The sequence below is a fragment of the Kaistella flava (ex Peng et al. 2021) genome (genome assembly GCF_015191005.1).
Classification (GTDB): Bacteria; Bacteroidota; Bacteroidia; order Flavobacteriales; family Weeksellaceae; genus Kaistella; species Kaistella flava.
Genome location: NZ_CP040442.1, coordinates 1,835,720 through 1,854,839, shown reverse-complemented (window position 1 = coordinate 1,854,839; position 19,120 = coordinate 1,835,720). Strand labels below are relative to the sequence as shown.

The following is a 19,120-nucleotide window of genomic DNA, read 5'->3' as shown; positions in this document are numbered from 1 at the left end:
AATTAAAAAAGCGGGAACGGAGGACGGAAATGTCTGCCCAAATGAGTTTAGTAATCAGCCGGAGCTTCTAAATACAATTGTTTGAAAGCGTTATCCAGTTGCTCATTGCTTGGCGCTTTTCCGTGCCATGCGTGAGTTCCCATCATAAAATCTACACCATGTCCCATTTCGGTATGTAAAAGAATACACACTGGTTTTCCTTTACCGGTCTCGGTTTTTGCTCTTTCCAGAATTGCAATTACGGCTTCTAAATCGTTTCCGTTTTTCTCGTTCAAAACGGTCCAGCCAAATGCTTCCATTTTTGCGTGTAAATCTCCAAGATCCAAAACATCATCGGTGTCGCCATCAATCTGACGTCCGTTATAATCGATGGTTGCAATAATGTTGTCTACTTTTTTAGCAGCGGCATACATAAATGCTTCCCAGTTTTGACCTTCCTGCAATTCGCCATCGCCTTGTAAAGTGTAAATTAAACTGGAATCACCGTCTAATTTTTTACCTAAAGCCGCACCAATCGCAACCGACAAACCTTGACCCAAAGAACCTGAAGCTATTCTGATTCCTGGAAGATCGTCATGCGTGGTTGGATGTCCCTGCAGTCTCGTTCCCAATTTTCTAAAAGTTGCCAATTCTGCAACCGGAAAAAAATCGAATCTCGCTAAAGTGGAGTAGAACACTGGTGAAATGTGTCCGTTGGAAAGAAAGAAAAGATCTTCGTTTTTTCCTTCCATGGTGAAAGGGAATTTGTAGTTCATCACTTTTCCGTACAATGCTGTGAAGTATTCGGTACAGCCCAAACTTCCGCCTGGATGCCCTGAATTAACGGCGTGAACCATTCTTAAAATGTCTCTTCTAATCTGTGTGGTAAGAGATTTCAGCTCTTCAGTAGATTTACTCATTATTGTTGATTTATTAGGTGGCAAATTTACATATTTTTGGTGGGTTTGGGAAATGAAAAAATCCGAGTTTTTAGCTCGGATTTATTTTAGGATACAGAGAGAAATTCTTCTCCTAATTGGTGAAAAGCTTCTACGATTTTTTTTCTTTGTTCTGATTTTGGATTTCGATATCCTGAAACATAATGCCCTAATTGTCTTTCATTAATTCCTGTGATTCTAGATAGTGCAGCGCGGGTAAGAATCTTATCAAAACGGTGTAATAATGCTTGCGCCGTAAGTTCAAACTCCAGTTCATATTTACCTGAAAGTTCTTTCGGGATTTCTTCGTTTTCTAAACCTTCAAGATGAAATGTCAAAGCCGATGCGTAATTTTCTTTTACCTGCTCAAATGTTTTTCCAGTCGCAACGCAACCTTCAACTAAATCTGATACTGCGCCAAAGTTTTCATCCCAATCTATTATTACTTTTATTTTTTCCATTTTTTCTAAATTAAATTATTTCCAACCAGCTTGTTTGAAAATACTATTCAAAAGCATTTGTGATAAAACTTCACTTGGTTTGCCATTTACGGTTACGGTTCCTTTTTTATCAGGATGTTTGTATTGTCGATGGCTGCCCTTTTGTCTGTGAAGAAACCAACTGTCTTTCTCCAGCATTTTGATAATTTCTCCGACTTTTATTCGTTTCATATTTTCACAAATAGCACATCAAAGATAGTAAAAATACTAACAAATAATATTATATGAATATAAATTTAAAAGAATGCTGTGTTTGGAAAATGAAAAAATCCGAGTTTTTAGCTCGGATTAATTGTTTTTAATTTAGAATCTAGAAAAGGTCTTTATTGATTACTTTCTAAACTTTTTAATATTCTACCATCGATCGTTTTCCATTCAGTAAGACCATTTGCACTTCTTCCCATTACTATTGTCGCAGCATAAGATGGGCTTGAAAAAATATAATCTTCTTTAAATTCATAATCAATAATTAGATTTTTGTTGATTAATTCAAGTCTATATTCCTTGATAGAGTTTGAGATTGATGGAGTTACAGAATCTGCTATTTTTGAACCTTTTAATACTAAAAATCCTTCTGATGTTTGCTCTGCAATCGCATCACAACCTCTTGAAGATTTGATGTACAATAATTCTTTATCTTTTCTTGACGTTGAAAGTTCTCTTTTATCTTCAAAAACTTTATGACCAAGGGTATTTACCATTAATTTAATGTTTTCAATAAACTCTTCCATTTCGGCGCGGTCAGATTCCGATATTGAGGATAAAGTTGGAGTACAGCCATTTTCAATAGCATATCTATTTGTTCTTGTTGCAATGTCATGCAATCGGTTTTCCAGATATTTGATATGAGCCTTATTAAGATTTTCATCTTTACTTATAAAAACTATAGTTTCTTTCCAAAAATCTTTTGATGATAAATGTTGATTTAAACGAACGAGAACATTTTCTGCTTCGCCTATGTAAACTAAATCTTTACCTTCTTCATTTTTCCCAAAAAGTAAATAAACTCCTGTAGTGTTCAAATCAGATCGATCTGAACAATCTTTGATTTTGATTCTGGGGATTTTATACGCTTTCCCAGTCCAATTCGATAATTCACAAGACATCCTTCCGTTAGGATCGCCATCAATCAAAAATATTTTTATTGTTTTTGCAAAAGCCATAATTTTTATTTCTTCCGAATCAACCACAATCCAAAGAACGTAATCAAGCCATTAATAATCAACAACTCCAAACCGATTTTAAACTCACCGAAAAAGTTCTCCTGGTATTTATCGATTAAAAACGAAATAATTGGAGCGGCGATACAAACGTAAGGAACCCATTTGTCTTTCACCTGGAACTTGGTGAAAATTCCGAAAGCAAATAATCCGAGCAATGGTCCATAAGTAAATCCAGCCATTTTCAGAATCAAACCAATCATCGAATTATCATTGATTAATTTGAAAATAATCACCATCACCAAAAAGGCAAACGCTACAATTAAGTGAACTCTTTTTCTAAATTTTTCCTGCTCTTTTTGTGAAATCGGTTTTTCTCTCAAGCCGAAAACATCAATACATAAAGAAGAAGTTAAGGCTGTCATCGCACCATCTGCACTCGGAAAAAGCGCTGAAATCAAAGCCACAATAAAGATGATCGAAATAAACGGCGGCATGTGATTCAAAGCAATATCCGGGAACAATTGATCTCCTGAAGTGGCAACATGTTCCGTATTTCCATAAAGATGTAAAAGTCCGCCCATAAATAGAAACAGTGAAATCACACCGACTAAAATCACTCCAAGAACGACCATGTTTTTCTGCGAATCTTTCAGTCTGGTTACCGACAAAGATTTCTGCATCATTTCCTGATCAATTCCAGTCATCGTAATCGTGATAAAAGCTCCGGCTAAAATCTGTTTAAAAAAGAAAGCTTTACTGTTCGAATCCGTATTGAAAACCTCAGTATAACCCAGTTTATTCATTTGAGAAATACTTTCTGTGAAGTTTAAACCCAAATGATTCATCATATAAACCGAACAAATAATCAGTCCCAAAAGCATACACGTCGTCTGCAAAGTATCTGTCCACACAATCGTTTTCACGCCACCTTCGTAAGTGTAGAGAATAATCATGATTAAGATAACCAGCGTTGTCACGATAAAAGGAACGCCTAAACTATCAAGAATCGTCATCTGCAAAATATTCACCACCAAATACAATCTTGCCGTTGCACCAACCAAACGGGAAACGATGAAAATCCACGCACCAGATTTATAAGAAAGTTGCCCCATTCTCTGTTGCAGATATCCGTAAATCGAGGTCAGTTTCAGTCGATAATAGAGTGGTAGAAGAACGTAAGCGATGACAATGTATCCAATTAAATATCCAATCGTAATCTGTAGATAATGAAATTTATCAGCACCAACTGCACCTGGAACCGACACGAAAGTCACGCCCGAAAGCGAAGTTCCAATCATTCCAAACGCAACGAGCATCCAGTTGCTTTTTCGGTTTCCGATAAAAAAACTTTCGTTGTTACTGCCTTTTCCGGTTCGATAAGCGACCCAAAGTAAAAGTCCAAAATACGCAATGATAATCAACAGCAACACAATCGGATTCATAGAATTTCTTTTTAAATTTTCACAAATATAGTTTTTTTGTTATGATTTGGGCACCTTTATCCGTCTGGAATTTATACTGAGCCAAGCCGAAGTACTCCCGCTTTTTTTGCTCCACTTCGTTCTGCAAAAAAGAGCTCCGTTCAAACCAATTTTAGTGGTTCGCCGATTCAAATAAAAAAATAAAAATAAGAGAGGCAAGCCGGGGCGCAGATTTGCGCTTCTTACCAATCTGGATATAAAAAAACCTTTAAGTTTTTCACCGAAAGGTTTTTTGAGTTCGTCTTGTGAAAAAAGCCAGACTGAGCGTGTTGAAGTCTTTATAACGCAACTTCTATCATCATAAATTTAAATAGTAAGGTTTATGAAGTGATTAAGGGAAATTAAGAATCATCAAGATGAATGCGAAGTTTTATTTTTTGTTAATGCACCAAGCTGACCTTCCGAAGTCTTTAATTCATCAATAGAAACGGGCTTTAGCCCGTTTAAAAAACGAGATAATCATTGGCTATAGCCAAAACTTATAAAAATCTGAAGCAAATCTTTAGATTTTAGCAAAACGAATTAAAAGTATTCAACTGAATAATATCTTCAGATATTACTTAATGCTTCTTAATCACTTCATCGTCTTAATGGTGAAAAGTCCTTCAACAAGATGATATTGGCACCACAGAAAATTTTAATTATAAAAGTACTACGCCAGAAGTTCTCTAAATTCAGGCGTTTTCTCAATCATTCGTTTTGAATATGGACACAAAGGAATAATCTTCAAATTATTCTTTTTCGCAAATTCCACCGCTGTTTTTACCAGTTCTTTTCCCAAACCTTTGCCACCAAATTCTTCAAATACTTCAGTATGAATAATTTCTAATATACCTTCTTTTAAATTGTATTCCATGAAACCCGCTTTTTCTGCGTCGTAATAAATGTCGAAAGTTTGGTCGTTTTGTTCGATATTAATCATATCGTAATGTTGTGATATCATGATATTTTATTTTAAAGTTTTTTCAATTCTTACATCAGGAATGATCCATAATAATGCCACCGTATAATAAAGTACAACAGAAATTATAGGATAAAAAAATGAAAGGATAATTCCTGAAAGATAAATTCCCAGCGACATTTTTTCTTTTAGAGTAGATTTCAGCGCTTTTGCAATGACAGAATCTTTACCTTCTAAATCGAGACAGAATTTCTCTAAAATATTAAAAGCCAAAGCACACATCAATAACACAAATCCATATAAAGCAACTGGATTTTTAGTGAAATGATTTTCTCCCATCCAGGAAGTTGCAAATGGTAAAATAGACAGCCAAAAGAGTAAATGAAGATTGGCCCAAAGGATTTTGCCATTGACATGTTTCATTGCTTGAAAGAGGTGATGGTGGTTATTCCAATAAATACCAACATAAATAAAACTGAAAATGTAAGACAGAAATTTAAAAACCATCGGCTTTAAATCTTCAAAAGTATCACCGTTCGGAATGCGTAATTCCAAAACCATAATCGTGATGATAATCGCGAGAACACCATCACTGAAAGCTTCAAGTCTTCCTTTAGTCATTTTGTTTTTAAAAACTAAAGGTAATTAAATTCTATAAATTTAAAGATATGCCTTTCTAAATTTTGTCATACTTAAAATAAGTAATCCCAGAATTCCCATAATCAAATATCCTTCTGCAACGTCTAACTGAACGGTTGGTCGAAGGATTGCAACAATGCTGTAACTTACTGCAGAAGTGATGATATAGGAAACTCCGCCAGTTAGACCACCGGCAACTCCTGCGGAATTTGGAAATCTTCCGAGGCAATAGGCGAAATAGTTGTTAAAAATAAAACCTGCAGTCACGTGTATCACGAAAGCAAAAGCGACTAAAGTGTAAATGTTATTCAGAAAAAAAGAGCAAGAAATCATTAACAGAATTACAGATAACTGGGTATAATTCGCAAATCTATTTTTAGGAAGAAAATCTTTGTCTATTAAAAATTTTCCGATAAATCCTCCCGACATCCACGCTAAACCAAGAATTAAAGAAACATAACCGACGACAACTTCTGAATAACCCATTTTGTGTTCGATAATAAATGCGCCGCAAAGATTAAAGAAAATGACCATCGCATAACTTACGCCGCACATCAACATTCCGTAGAAAAAATCTTTACTTCGGAACATCATGTCATATTCCTTTAAAACAAAATTAATAAGAAATGGCTTTTTTACTTTTAATGTTTCTCCAGAAAACAGGATTTCAAAGATCAATAACAGAAAACTGTAACCCGCTAAAAGATAAAAATTCGACTGCCATCCGAAAAGTTTCTGCAAATAACCACCAAGAAAAGGGGCGATAATTGGACCAACAGACCAGACAATCGTCATGACGCTCAAATAATGCTTTCGTTGTTCACCTTCGAACACATCAACAAAAAACGCCCGTTTGGAGACGATAGCAAAACCTGCTAATACTCCCTGTAAAATACGCATGGCATAGATTACCATAATATCTTTGGTTAGCGCAGTCACTAAAAAACTCAACATAAATAGTCCCAAAGAAACCAGAGTAACGCGATATCTTCCGTAAGAATCTACCACACTTCCCGCAAAAAATTGAGTGATGCCATAACTGATCAAAAATAAAGTCAGCGTAAGTTGAATTTTCGTTTCCGGTTGTTGAAGTTCGATCGCCATATTTGGCATGGAAGGAAGATAAATATCGGTCGCTAATCCCGACATTGGAATTACTGCAAATGCGAGTACCGTGGCAATAAATTTATTTTTTTCTTTGAGCATCTTTACTTTAAAACTTCTTCATTAATAATTAAACGCGCAAAAATCGGGAATTTTTGCAGAAAGTGAGGTGCAAAACCTTCAAAATGAAATATCGAAAAAAACAATGATGAAAATGCTTCTCCTTACTAAATGAAAAAGGTGGAAAGTTTTAAAAAACATTTCCACCTTTCATAAGCTTAAATAAAATATTTAAAATCACTCTGACTTTCTCGGCGCCCATTGATCATAAGGACTCATATCAAAACCGTTGACTTCATCCATACTTAACCCTAAGGCATCAGCAACACCTTCTCCATATTCTGGATCTGCTTTATAACAATTTCTGATATGTCGAATCTGTACAAATTTTTCGGCACCTCCAACATTTGCGGCTGTGTTTTTAAATAAAACATCGGCTTTTCCATCTGCTTTTATGATGCGGAATAAATCTCCTGGTTGGGTGAAATAGTCCTCATCCTCATCTCGGAAATTATGAGCATAAGCATCTCCTGATAATTCTAAAGGCGGTTCTTTTGCGGAAGGTTGTTCCTGCCATTCGCCGTAACTGTTGGGTTCGTAATGTTTGGTTCCACCGTAATTTCCGTCCACGCGCATTTGTCCGTCGCGGTGATAGGCATGATAAGGACATCTAGGTTTGTTTACCGGAATTTGATAATGATTCACGCCTAATCGGTAACGCTGTGCATCGCCGTACGAGAACAATCTTCCCTGCAGCATTTTGTCTGGAGAGAAACCAATTCCGGGTACAATATTCGTTGGATTGAAGGCGGCTTGTTCTACATCTGCAAAATAATTCTCTGCATTTTTATTCAGTTCAAATTTGCCAACTTCAATTAAAGGAAAATCTGCTTTTGACCAAACTTTTGTTAAATCAAATGGATGGAAACGATACGTTTTCGCTTCTTCTTCGGTCATGATTTGCACAAACATCGTCCATTTCGGGAAATTGCCTTTTTCGATATTGTCAAATAAATCCCGCTGTGAAGATTCACGATCCATTCCAACTAATTTTGCGGCTTCTTCATCCGTTAAATTAGCGATTCCCTGTTGGGTTCTAAAGTGGAATTTTACCCAATGTCTTGTATTATCTTTATTAATGAAACTATAAGTATGACTTCCGAAACCGTGCATGTGTCGGTAACCGTTTGGCAATCCGCGGTCACTCATCACGATGGTTACTTGGTGCAAAGCTTCCGGCAGCAAGGTCCAGAAATCCCAGTTGTTATTGGCATTTCTCATATTGGTTTTCGGATCGCGTTTCACCGCATGATTCAAATCCGGAAATTTCATTGGATCGCGGAAAAAGAATACCGGCGTATTGTTTCCCACCAAATCCCAAATTCCTTCATCGGTATAAAACTTTAAGGCAAAACCACGAATGTCTCTTTCTGCATCGGCGGCTCCTCTTTCGCCAGCTACCGTAGAAAACCTTGCAAACATTTCGGTTTGTTTTCCGATTTCATTAAAAATATTGGCTTTAGTATATTGCGAAATATCGTGGGTTACGGTAAATGTTCCGAAAGCTCCTGAACCTTTGGCGTGCATTCTTCGTTCGGGAATGACTTCTCTGTCGAAGTTGGCCATTTTTTCGAGAAACCAATAATCCTGCATCAGCAGCGGTCCTCTTGGACCTGCAGTTTGACTGTTCTGATTGTCAGGAACGGGTGCTCCTGTTTGTCTGGTGAGTTTTTTCTTATCTTCCATTTTAGTGTAATTTGGTAAACTAAAGTTAGGAATTATAATCCATGGAAGTTATTTATTTTATCTAAACCCGTGATTTTGTTTATTTTAGAAAAGATATAATTAAAGAAATTTTAATAAAAAAGGGATTACAAAAATTTACTTGTAATCCCTTTTTAATTAATACGCTGCAGTGAAAATCTGTTGGTTGAACTTTTTGTTTTCAAGTTCGTCAACGATTGCGACTGCTAAATCTTCAACAGAAAGTCTTGAGCGACCCTCTTTGTCAAAAACCGGTGAATCTTTTCCAAGTCGGTATTTTCCTGTCTTCACTTGAGCGTCACTCGCACTGCTCATTTCAATTGCCGGACTGAAAAATTCCCAATCGAGCATTTTGTTTTTACTTAAATTTTCTACAAAATATTTTTTCACAGCACTTGCTCCCGGATAAAATTGTTTCGGAAAATCAGGATTGTCAACTCCATAATTCCCGTCGATTTTCAAAGTTCCGGCGCCACCGATAACAATGAGTTTTTTTACACCGGAACTTTCTACCGCATTTTGAATAGCCGCTGCTCCTTTTAAATATTCGTCATGGATATTCGGATTGGTCCATCCTGGATTATAAGCGCTGATGACGGCATCACTGTCTTTTATTCCTTCAGCTAAAACATTTTGATTGAAGATGTCGATATTCTTTTTTTGAAGATTTTTGTTTTCAATATTTAGTTTATCGGTATTTCTCGCGATGGCGGTTACCTGATAATTTCTTTCCAAAAGTTCTTTTAGAATGGCATTTCCTACATAACCTGTAGCGCCGATGAGTGAGATTTTCATTTTTTTATAATTAAAAATTAATGACTAAATGATTTCATTTCTCAAATTCAACAGGATTTAATCTTCTAGGTATCCAAACTTTCCATTGTTGTAATCGTCAAAAGCCTGAACGATTTCTTCTCTGGTATTCATTACAAAAGGTCCATGCGGCGCAATTGGTTCATTTAAAGGTTCACCACTTAATATTAAAACAATGCTGTCTTCAGTTGCTTCAATGGCAAATGTTTCTCCTTCATTTTCGAAAAGGGCAAAATGATCTGTAGGTACCTTTTCTTCACCATTAACGATGATATTTCCTTCAATAACCAATACTCCAGTATTAAAGTTTGCCGGGAAATTAAATTCAGCTTTTCCGCCTGATTTCAATTTGGCATTCATCAAATGAACTGGACTGAATGTATTAGCAGGACCTTTTTTATCCTGATAATTTCCTGCAATCACTTCAATAAAACCATTTTCGCCCAAATCTATTTTCACCATTTCAGAATTTGAAATTGCCTGATATTTTGGCGTACTCATTTTATCTTTTGCAGGTAAGTTTACCCACAACTGAACCATTTGGAAAATCCCACCAGCTTTCGCCCATTCTGTTTCATGAAATTCTTTATGCAAAACACCAGAAGCTGCAGTCATCCATTGTACATCGCCTTCACCGATAATTCCGCCACCACCGGCAGAATCGTGATGTTCTACTTTTCCTTGATAAGCAATTGTTACGGTCTCAAAACCACGATGCGGATGAACACCAACGCCTCTCGGAGTGGAAGTCGGACCAAAATTAAATTTAGAATTATAATCCAGCATAAGGAACGGATCCATTCTTTTCATATCTAGATGCAAACCGCTCGGGATAAAATTATGCACTCTGAAACCATCACCCACAAAATGAGCAGGTCTTGGCTGTACTACGATTTCTACTTTTTTTACTGACATTTTACTTCTTATTTTATGAAACAAATTTACGGCAGAAAAAAAGTAAAAGCATTGATTTAGGATAAGTTAAATAGTAGAAGTGTAATTCTTTTAACTGCAAAAGAGGTAAAGATAAATGTGATGAAGAAGATTTTCAAAAGTTTGCAAAATAGTAATTTGTTGTATCATCATGTTTTGCAAACTTCTGAAAGGTTTATTACAATGAAAACTTTTGTTCTTTTTGCAGTTTAGAAAAAAAAAGCTTGCTTCTTTAAACTTGTGATTTCATATTTTCACCATCTGTAGCATGAAGTCGTCTGAAAACTATTCCTGTAAATATGGTTAGAATACCGACCAAGAAAAAAGTGTATCGAAAAGCAAGGTGAATTTTTCCTGAAGTTAATGAAGTATCGTTTTCAAATAATTTTAAGGTGATTAAACCGATCGCAATACCGAATCCTACGGCAAGTTGTTGATTGACTGCTAATAATGAATTTCCGCTACTGGTATGAGAATCCCTTAAATCTGCAATCGCAATCGTATTCATAGAGGTGAACTGAATCGAGTTGAAAAAACCAAGCACTGCAAGAATCGGAATAAACCAATAAATAGAAGTGTTAATTCCGGGAATTCCCAAACAGACAATTAAAAAACCGATAATGAAAGTGTTGGACATCAGTGTTTTGCGGTAACCGAAATTGTCCAGAATTTTAATAACGAAAGATTTCCCAAACATGGCGGTTAAAGCCATCGGAGCAACAATCCACCCAGAAACTACAGCGCTTTGTCCATAGGCAATTTGGATCATTAAAGGCAATAAGAGTGGAATAGAACTGATTCCTAATCTGGTCGCCAGGTTTCCTAAAATTCCTACACGAAACGTTCTTACCTGAAATAAATTCAATGGGAAAATTGGGTTTTTTGTTTTCTTAGCGTGGACGTAATAATAGTAAATCATCAAAAATCCTAAGGTGAAAATCAGTAAAACCAAAGTGGTATGTTTTGTTGTTCCAAACATTTCCAGGGAAATAGAAAGTAGGAGAGAAGCTGACGCAAATATTAAAAAACCCTTTAAGTCGAAACTTATTTTCTTTGATTGATAGTCGGGCATGTATTTCAAACTCAGTATAATTCCCAATAATCCAATTGGGATATTAATTAGAAAAATCCAGTGCCACGATAAATAATCAACCATGTAACCACCGACTAAAGGTCCCAGGATTGGACCGATTAAAGCAGGAATAATGGCGTAGTTCATGGCTTGCACCAATTCATTTTTTTGAAAAGTTTTTATTAAAGCCAAACGCCCAACAGGAGTCATTAAACTTCCGCCAACTCCTTGGATCACTCGTGCAATAACCAAATGATTGAGGTTTTGTGAAAGCGCGCAAAGCAAAGAACCTAAGCTGAAAATAATTAAAGAGGAAATGAAAATTTTTCTAGTTCCAAATTTGTCTGCTAAAAAACCGCTCACCGGCATGAACAAAGCCAGGGTTAAAACATAAGAGATAATCGCATTCTGCATATCCAAAGGTGATTCTTGTAAATCCTTTGCAATTGAAGGCAAGGAAGTATTCAGAATGGTGGAATCCAACATTTGCATAAAAATGGCGGTTGCCAAAATTAAGGGTAAGAATTTTTTAACAGAATTATTTTGGATTGTTGGCATAAAACAAATTTAGTGTAAATCACAGCAAAGGCATTGCCATGAATTAGAATCTTTTTAAAAGCCTATTATTGATAATAGCTATTGGGAGATAAAAGATTATAGAGTGCTTTGTTGAAATAGAAAAGTGAATTTTGAAGAAAAAAAATAATAAAGAATTTCTTAAAAGTAAAATTCATTGTGGAAATAGAATAGTCGATATTCCTACTTATTTCAAAAGATAGGAGTATTTTAAATTCCAAGATCGTTTCTTGCCAAGTCTGCGCCCCGACTTGAACGGAAATCCTTTTTTATGCGTTGGCCTTAGGAATGGCGAAAAAAGATTGGGAGTGGAAGGCGGAAATAGGCGCCCAAGAAAATAATATTTTCCTATTCGACACAATCAAATGCGCGCCCAAAAATTTCATCTTATACTTCCGCTAAAAAACCTTATTTTTGCAAAAATTATAGCCCGAAGATTCGAGGCTGAATTAAATTTAAAATATCCTAAATGGAACTCATACACAGAAACTTACTCATCGGAATTCACGATGCATTACAAGAAACTTTTTTCGAAGATAGAAAATATGCCGATAAAGTGATCGAAAGACTTTTAAAAGGGCATAAACAATGGGGCAGCGAAGACCGAAAAGTAGTTGCGCAGATTTTTTACGACATCATCCGTTGGAAAAAACGGATCGAATATTATATGGGCGAAGGCGTAAAACCTGGTAATATTTACAAAATGATTTTGACGTATTGCCTTTGGACCAAAACGCATTACAAGAAATTTGAAGAATTCGACGGTATTAAAAATGCCGAAATCATCAATAAATTAAAGAAAAACACCGTTCCAACAAAAGCGATTGAATATTCGATTCCGGAATGGTTGGCAGAGACTTTGGAAAGAGAATTAGGTCCAAGTTGGGAAAGAGAAATGGTGGCGCTGAACGAACAGGCTCCAACAATTCTTCGGGTGAATACTTTGAAAACAACTGCTAGAGAATTGGTTTCTGATTTAAGAGACGAAGGTGTAGAAAGTTTCCAAATTCAGAATTATCCTGACGCGGTACAGTTAGAACAAAAGAAAAATGTCTTTATAACTACCGCCTTTAAAGATGGTTTGTTTGAAGTACAGGATGCTTCTTCTCAAAAAATCGGTGAACTTCTGGATGTTAGTGAAGGAATGCGCGTGGTTGATGTTTGTGCTGGAGCGGGTGGAAAAACTTTGCATTTGGCAGCTTTGATGAAAAACAAAGGTCAAATTATCGCCCTTGATATTTACGAATGGAAATTGGCAGAATTGAAACGTCGTGCAAAAAGAGCAGGCGCACACAATATCGAAACAAGATTTATCGACGATAATAAAGTCATTAAAAGATTGCACGAAAAAGCAGATAGATTACTTATAGATTCGCCATGTTCAGGTTTGGGAGTTTTGAAAAGAAACCCGGATTCTAAATGGAAAATCGATCAGGAATTCATAGACCGTATTAGAAAAGAGCAAGAAAAAATCCTTCAGGATTATGCTAAAATCTTGAAGAAAGGTGGAAAAATGGTTTATGCAACCTGTTCTATTTTACCAAGTGAAAACAATGAGCAAGTAGCGACTTTCCTAAAAAATAACGAAGGTTACACTTTGATCAAAGAAGAGAAAGTAATGCCAAGTTCAGGCTTCGACGGATTCTATATGGCGCTGATTGAGAGAAAAGCATAATATCTTTTAGGAGCAACACGATTTGTGCTTCTTCTGAATGGTTGATCCGGCTCTCCACTATATCCCGCCGCGGCGGGGATGTCGTTTCGATCCGGGCTAGAAGAAAGAGCAGGCTTCTTTTATCATTTTAAAATACAGATAGCGTTCCACCGGAACGCTATCTTTTTTATTTTTTACACCTCCCATATTTCTGTGAAATCGTGATTTCGATTTCGTAAAGTTTTGTTTCTCAACTTAATTCGTTAACGGACTTTGAACATTCCAAAATCTAGAGCGGGTGATAAGAATATTTACTATGGAATGCCTTACTTCTCTTGTGCTTAAAATTCAATTGTAGTATGGTTATTGTTTAGTGGTAATCATGAATCGCAAAGAATTTATTCAAACCAGTAGTTTAGGAATCGCTGCCTTTTTCTTTTTAGGATCAGGCAATTTGTTTGGAAAAGCGCAAAATCCATTAGAAACCCCAACTTTGAAACCCACAGAAATGATTGACAAAGAAGTTGTCATTATTGGTTCTGGCTATGGCGGTTCGGTGGCAGCGTTAAGACTTTGCGAAAAAAACATTCCGGTTACGCTTTTGGAAATGGGCTTAGACTGGGAAAAATCAGGTGAGAAATTTTCGCCCATGATTAATCCGGGACATTCTGCAGCGTGGTTGAAAACAAAAACTATTGCGCCATTTATGAATCTATTTAGACTCGAAAAATTCACCGGCGCTTTGGATCGACTGGATTTCGAACATATCAAAATCTGGGTTGGCCGTGGCGTAGGTGGCGGTTCATTAGTCAATGGCGGAATGGCCGTTACTCCAAAGAAAGAATATTTTAAAGAAATGTTTCCAAATTTAGATACTGAGAAATTCTATTCTCATTATTTTCCTTTAGCCAACAAAGAACTGAAAACGAATGTTGCCTCCGAAGAATTCTTGGACGGCTGTGATTTTTATAAATTTAAAAGAGTTGGTGAAGAAGAAGCTAAAAATGCTGGTTTCAAAACCGTTCGTGTTCCGAATGTGTATGACTTTAAATACATGGAAAAGGAATACAAGGAAGAAGTTCCGCGTTCTGCTTTGGCCGGTGAGGTTATTTATGGAAATAATCATGGTAAAAATTCCCTCGATAAAACCTATTTGAAAAAAGCCACTGCAACAGGGAAATTAGAAATCCTGGAATTACATAAGGTAAATCATATAAGTCAAAATCCGGATAAAAGTTATTCTATTGATATTTCGGTCATCAATACAAAAGGGGAAGAAATTCAACATAAAATAATCAACGCTAAAAAATTAATTCTTTCCGCCGGAACAATGGGTTCTTTAGAATTATTATTAAAATCAAAAGCCGTTGCCCAGTTTTCTATCGATGAAAATATTGGTAAAGAATGGGGAAACAATGGGAATTTTATGACGGGAAGAAATTGGGTAAAAGCATTTTCAGGGGGAACAGGATTTAAACAATCTACCATTCCCGTGGGCGGAATCGATCATTGGGAAGATAAGGAACATCCGTTTTTTGTGGAGATTGCGCCTTTGCCAATGGGCATGAATGTGGCGACTTCGCTTTATTTAATGGTGAATAAACTGAAGAAATTTGGTGAAGTTAATTACAATCTGAAAGAACAGAAACTGGATTTAAACTGGGACAAATCACACACTGTTCACATGAAAGATAATGCGAAATATTTCCTCAAAACAATGAATAAAGCCAATGGCGGAACACGTTCTCATTTGCTATTTCATAATGGTTTCGGGGCTGATGTTTGTTATCATCCTTTGGGCGGAATTGTTTTAGGAAAAGCTACTGACCAGTTTGGAAGATTGAACGGGCACAAAAATTTATATGTGATTGACGGTTCTCTAATCCCGGGCACAATTGGCGTAAATCCTTTTGTGACGATTACAGCGATTGCAGAATATTGTATGGAGGAAATTATTAGAAAGGATTTTGTATAGATGATCAAAATTCTATTAAGGATAAAAAAACACTTCTGAATTCAGAAGTGTTTTTCGTTCTTATGAGAAATTAGAATTTTTAATTCTTGATGAATTTAGAATTAATGACTCCGCTTTCTGTGTGTAATTTGATTAAATACATTCCTTTATTTAAATTGGAAACAGAGATCTGTTTGTCTTTTCTACCAGAAGTTTTTAGCAATCTTCCGCTCAAATCATAAATTTCGATTTTTGAAATATCTTGTTTGGTTTCAATATTCAAAACATCTGAGGTTGGATTTGGATAAAGCGTAGTCAAAAAAGTTTTAGTTTCACCCGTCGCCAAAATAAAACTCTGTGTGACGATAATCGATTTTGAATCGACACCCGTTCCGGAAACTAAAACAGTTGCGCTTCTGTTGACTCCTGTATTATTTGTTGAAGCAGACATAATAATTTTAGCATCACCGTTTCCTGAAATAGTATTTTTGAAATTATTTTTATCCGTTAAGCTTAGGAATGAAAGATTTAACCAAGATTGATCACTAATTGCGTTCCAATCTACATTATTGATTAGATCGAAAGAAAAAGTATTTGCGTTATCTGGATTATTTTCCATTACAATATTATTCAGCTGCAAGTAATCCTTTGTTGGCGTAAGATAATAAGAATCTAAATTTCCGAATGTTGCGACGTACAGATTGGAAGCATATTTATTATTAATAGGATAATTCAGAAAATTATATGAGGAAGTAAAACCTGATACATTTATTTTGTCTTCACCAATAACATCTATTAACGAACCAGATGCAAAATTTATGTCGGCTCGTTTGAAATATTTTAAATTTCCAGAGGTGTCTATTTTCATTAAAATTTTATTTCCATTATTTTCATCAAAAGAGTATTCTAAACCATTAAAGGAAATTTTATCTTTTGCATAAGTATAGATGTACATATTTTTATTCTCGTCAACATCGAAATTACTATAATTACCTTGACTAACGAAATTACTGTGAACTGGTTTCTGCCATAAAACATTTCCTGAAGTTGTAATTTTTGCAAAAAAAGGAATATAGGTTAATGTTGGATAAACCCTAGGAATGTTAGCAAGATCAAGGCCCACAAAATCATCATTTTGATCTGTGTAGTAACTACCCGATAGTAAAAAATCAACTCCGTCAAAAACTACATCATTTGGCCATGAATAACTTTCTCTCGTTGCATTTCCATAAAAGTTTTTGCCCCAAATTACATTTCCACTACTATCAAATTTCAACATAATGTGATCTAATTGATATGCATTTGTTGTAACTGTAATACCATCAAAAACATAATTATTACCATTACCATAGGGTTCAGTAAAAATATAGAGATTGTCTTGAGCGTCAAAAGTGGGAAGAAATGTGTATGCACTGATGTTTTGATAGGATTTACTGTATAAAACATTTCCTGTTTTTGAAATTTTAATTAAAAAAATATTATTAGAACCGGAGGTGGTAATAATATTTCCATCAATTTTTAAATTAGCAGTAGTGGTTCCCATAATGTATACATCGCCTTTTGAATCAGTTGTAACAGCAGCATAAACTGTTGCAGCGAAAGAAGAGGTTAATTGTTTACTCCAAACTAGAATTCCATTTTTATCTAATTTAATTATTGCTTTCGAACTATTATCTGCCGGTTGTTGAAAATCAATAAAATTCCCTGCAGCATCAATGAAAGTTGAAGTTAAACCAGAAGTATTTGCGAGAAAAACAAAATTATCGTCTTTATCCACACAAGCAAAGTCTTTCGAAATATTTAGTTCTGATTGTCCCGAATCAACATGGAATCTGGCAAACCATTTTGGCAGTAGATCTGAACCAAGTCTAGTAACATATCTTGATTTTATGCCGGTGAAGTTATTAACATCTTTACCAAAAAAATTTGCTTTACCCTCAACAATTGCGCTAAAAAACATTTCATTTTTCGATGAATTCAAATGTTGAGAAAATTGACTAGACAAACTTCCTCCAATTGAACTTGTTTTCTGTTTAGTCCAAGCTATATTATTGCTAGGAATTAGATAAGCTTTGGTAGTAAAAAGTCTATTACCCCTGGTAGTTTCTATATAAGCATTTCCAGATGCAGCTAATATCGGAGAGTCCACTCCACCTAATTGCTTCTGAACTCCATTATCAAAGACTCCGCTATTATCATAAGATCCTAAGAATTGATATTTTCCCGCTCCAGCATTTGCTACAGTAATATTTACACCGTTTGACAATGTGAAATTGGTAATGTTATTTCTGCCATCAAAAAATCCAAGAGAAATAATATTTCGAAAACTTCCAGAAGTTCCATAGGGAATAAGTTTTGCTGAAAAACTTCTTGATTGTATGCCATAAATTGCATCTGTACTGATTGGAGTAGAAGTACGAAAGAATGATACAGATGCGAGATTTGAATCGATCTTTGCAGTATATTGGTACAATCGATTATTTTCAAAATTAGAGTTTGGATTAAAAGTATATGTCCAGTAACCACTTTCTGTAGTTAATCCAATAGAACTACTATTATAACCAGTCAACAGTAAATTACCACCACTATCGAAGGCAATATCACTAATATCAGCACCAGCAATGGCGCCGCCGGTAGTCTGCATTGATGCGTTGAAATTTGCGTTTTTATCTCCTTTGATAATAAAACCTTGTCGCCCAATAATAGTTTCAGTACCAAAAACTTCTGAGCTATTTACAGAGAGCCCCGCTATGTAGATATTGTTATTTTTCAATGCAATTCCCCTTAGGTCAGTACCAGGAGAATAGGAATTATTAAATATGATGTATCCTGTTGAACTCATTCTAACCAAATGATTTTGGCTATAAATCATATATAGATCCGTAGAGTCATTGGCAAACTTAATATTATAAATGAAAGATCGATCTGTGTTATTAAATAGATTGATCCACAATGCATTTCCATTCTGATCTAATTTGATTAGAAAAGTGTCATCTGTACCGTTAGAAACTATAGTTTTTCCAGCGACTTTAATACTACCACTAAATTGCGCAAAAATAAAAACACTATTGTTACTGTCAACGTAAACTTTTTTAGGGGAAATAACTCCTTTAGATCCCGCATTGAAGGTTTTCATCCACACATTGGTGCCATCTGAGGTATTTGATTTTAAAACATAAAGATCGTCTTTTCCTACACTCGGATTATTGAACGAATCAAATCCAATTTCAGCACCAACAGTGCCGATATGATAAGTATGAGTGTCTGTACTTTCAACTAAATTTAAAGCACTACCTCTCAGTGTATTAATTTGAGTGAGTCTAGTGTTTGATGGAATGGATTGCGCAAAAATAAGATGTATCGCAAAAAGATACAAAATTAGCTGTAATTTGCAAGGTAAGACATTTTTAATGTGTAAATTTTTCATCATATATATGTATTTATATTAATTGTAAATGTAATTATTTTAACAGTAAGATAAAAATAATTTATTCAAGAAATAAAAATAATTCATATAAAAACTTAAAAATTGAGATTTAACTTAAATTTTTCCTATTTAAAAATTAATATTAGTAAATATTACTGATAT

General features: G+C 35.2%; 15 protein-coding genes. 2 read left to right on the top strand and 13 right to left on the bottom strand.

Going from position 1 to position 19,120, the window contains the following annotated elements; all coding sequences use genetic code 11:
• Nucleotides 1-47: 47 nt before the first annotated feature.
• The 12 genes from Q73A0000_RS08445 to Q73A0000_RS08390 all read right to left on the bottom strand — a co-directional run bounded on the left by Q73A0000_RS08445 (nt 48) and on the right by Q73A0000_RS08390 (nt 11,905).
• Nucleotides 48-899 carry a transketolase gene (locus tag Q73A0000_RS08445; protein ID WP_193813609.1) on the bottom strand — a complete coding sequence of 284 codons (852 nt, stop codon included), beginning with the start codon at nt 897-899 and terminating at the stop codon, nt 48-50.
• Between the two features lie 86 nt (nt 900-985).
• Nucleotides 986-1,378 (bottom strand): type II toxin-antitoxin system HicB family antitoxin, encoded by a 393-nt coding sequence (locus tag Q73A0000_RS08440; protein WP_193813608.1) that lies wholly within the window; start codon nt 1,376-1,378, stop codon nt 986-988.
• A 15-nt stretch (nt 1,379-1,393) separates the two neighbouring features.
• Nucleotides 1,394-1,588 (bottom strand): type II toxin-antitoxin system HicA family toxin, encoded by a 195-nt coding sequence (locus Q73A0000_RS08435; RefSeq protein ID WP_193813607.1) that lies wholly within the window; start codon nt 1,586-1,588, stop codon nt 1,394-1,396.
• Between the two features lie 152 nt (nt 1,589-1,740).
• Complete coding sequence (locus Q73A0000_RS08430) at nt 1,741-2,580, bottom strand: GIY-YIG nuclease family protein (RefSeq protein ID WP_193813606.1); 840 nt, start codon at nt 2,578-2,580, stop codon at nt 1,741-1,743.
• Between the two features lie 5 nt (nt 2,581-2,585).
• A complete protein-coding gene (locus Q73A0000_RS08425; RefSeq protein WP_193813605.1) occupies nt 2,586-4,022 on the bottom strand; it encodes a sodium:solute symporter in 1,437 nt (478 codons plus the stop codon).
• A gap of 691 nt (nt 4,023-4,713) precedes the next feature.
• Nucleotides 4,714-5,004 carry a GNAT family N-acetyltransferase gene (locus Q73A0000_RS08420; RefSeq protein WP_193813604.1) on the bottom strand — a complete coding sequence of 97 codons (291 nt, stop codon included), beginning with the start codon at nt 5,002-5,004 and terminating at the stop codon, nt 4,714-4,716.
• Between the two features lie 6 nt (nt 5,005-5,010).
• On the bottom strand, nt 5,011-5,583 hold the full coding sequence (locus Q73A0000_RS08415; protein WP_193813603.1) for a TMEM175 family protein: 573 nt from the start codon (nt 5,581-5,583) through the stop codon (nt 5,011-5,013).
• A 39-nt stretch (nt 5,584-5,622) separates the two neighbouring features.
• Complete coding sequence (locus Q73A0000_RS08410; protein WP_193813602.1) at nt 5,623-6,807, bottom strand: MFS transporter; 1,185 nt, start codon at nt 6,805-6,807, stop codon at nt 5,623-5,625.
• A gap of 195 nt (nt 6,808-7,002) precedes the next feature.
• Nucleotides 7,003-8,511, bottom strand: a complete 1,509-nt coding sequence (locus tag Q73A0000_RS08405) for a catalase (protein ID WP_193813601.1) — start codon at nt 8,509-8,511, stop codon at nt 7,003-7,005.
• Between the two features lie 156 nt (nt 8,512-8,667).
• On the bottom strand, nt 8,668-9,324 hold the full coding sequence (locus Q73A0000_RS08400; protein ID WP_193813600.1) for an NAD(P)-dependent oxidoreductase: 657 nt from the start codon (nt 9,322-9,324) through the stop codon (nt 8,668-8,670).
• 57 nt (nt 9,325-9,381) lie between these two features.
• A complete protein-coding gene (locus tag Q73A0000_RS08395; protein ID WP_193813599.1) occupies nt 9,382-10,257 on the bottom strand; it encodes a pirin family protein in 876 nt (291 codons plus the stop codon).
• A gap of 250 nt (nt 10,258-10,507) precedes the next feature.
• A complete protein-coding gene (locus Q73A0000_RS08390) occupies nt 10,508-11,905 on the bottom strand; it encodes an MFS transporter (protein WP_193813598.1) in 1,398 nt (465 codons plus the stop codon).
• A gap of 487 nt (nt 11,906-12,392) precedes the next feature.
• Here Q73A0000_RS08390 and Q73A0000_RS08385 point away from each other — a divergent pair, with 487 nt between their 5' ends.
• The gene (locus tag Q73A0000_RS08385) at nt 12,393-13,598 is read left to right on the top strand and encodes an RsmB/NOP family class I SAM-dependent RNA methyltransferase (protein ID WP_193813597.1); all 1,206 of its coding nucleotides are present in this window, start codon (nt 12,393-12,395) and stop codon (nt 13,596-13,598) included.
• A 361-nt stretch (nt 13,599-13,959) separates the two neighbouring features.
• The gene (locus Q73A0000_RS08380; protein WP_193813596.1) at nt 13,960-15,552 is read left to right on the top strand and encodes a GMC family oxidoreductase N-terminal domain-containing protein; all 1,593 of its coding nucleotides are present in this window, start codon (nt 13,960-13,962) and stop codon (nt 15,550-15,552) included.
• Nucleotides 15,553-15,631: 79 nt separating this feature from the next.
• On the opposite strand, the gene Q73A0000_RS08375 is transcribed toward Q73A0000_RS08380, so the two are convergent.
• The gene (locus Q73A0000_RS08375) at nt 15,632-18,961 is read right to left on the bottom strand and encodes a T9SS type A sorting domain-containing protein (protein WP_193813595.1); all 3,330 of its coding nucleotides are present in this window, start codon (nt 18,959-18,961) and stop codon (nt 15,632-15,634) included.
• Between the last annotated feature and the right edge of the window lie 159 nt (nt 18,962-19,120).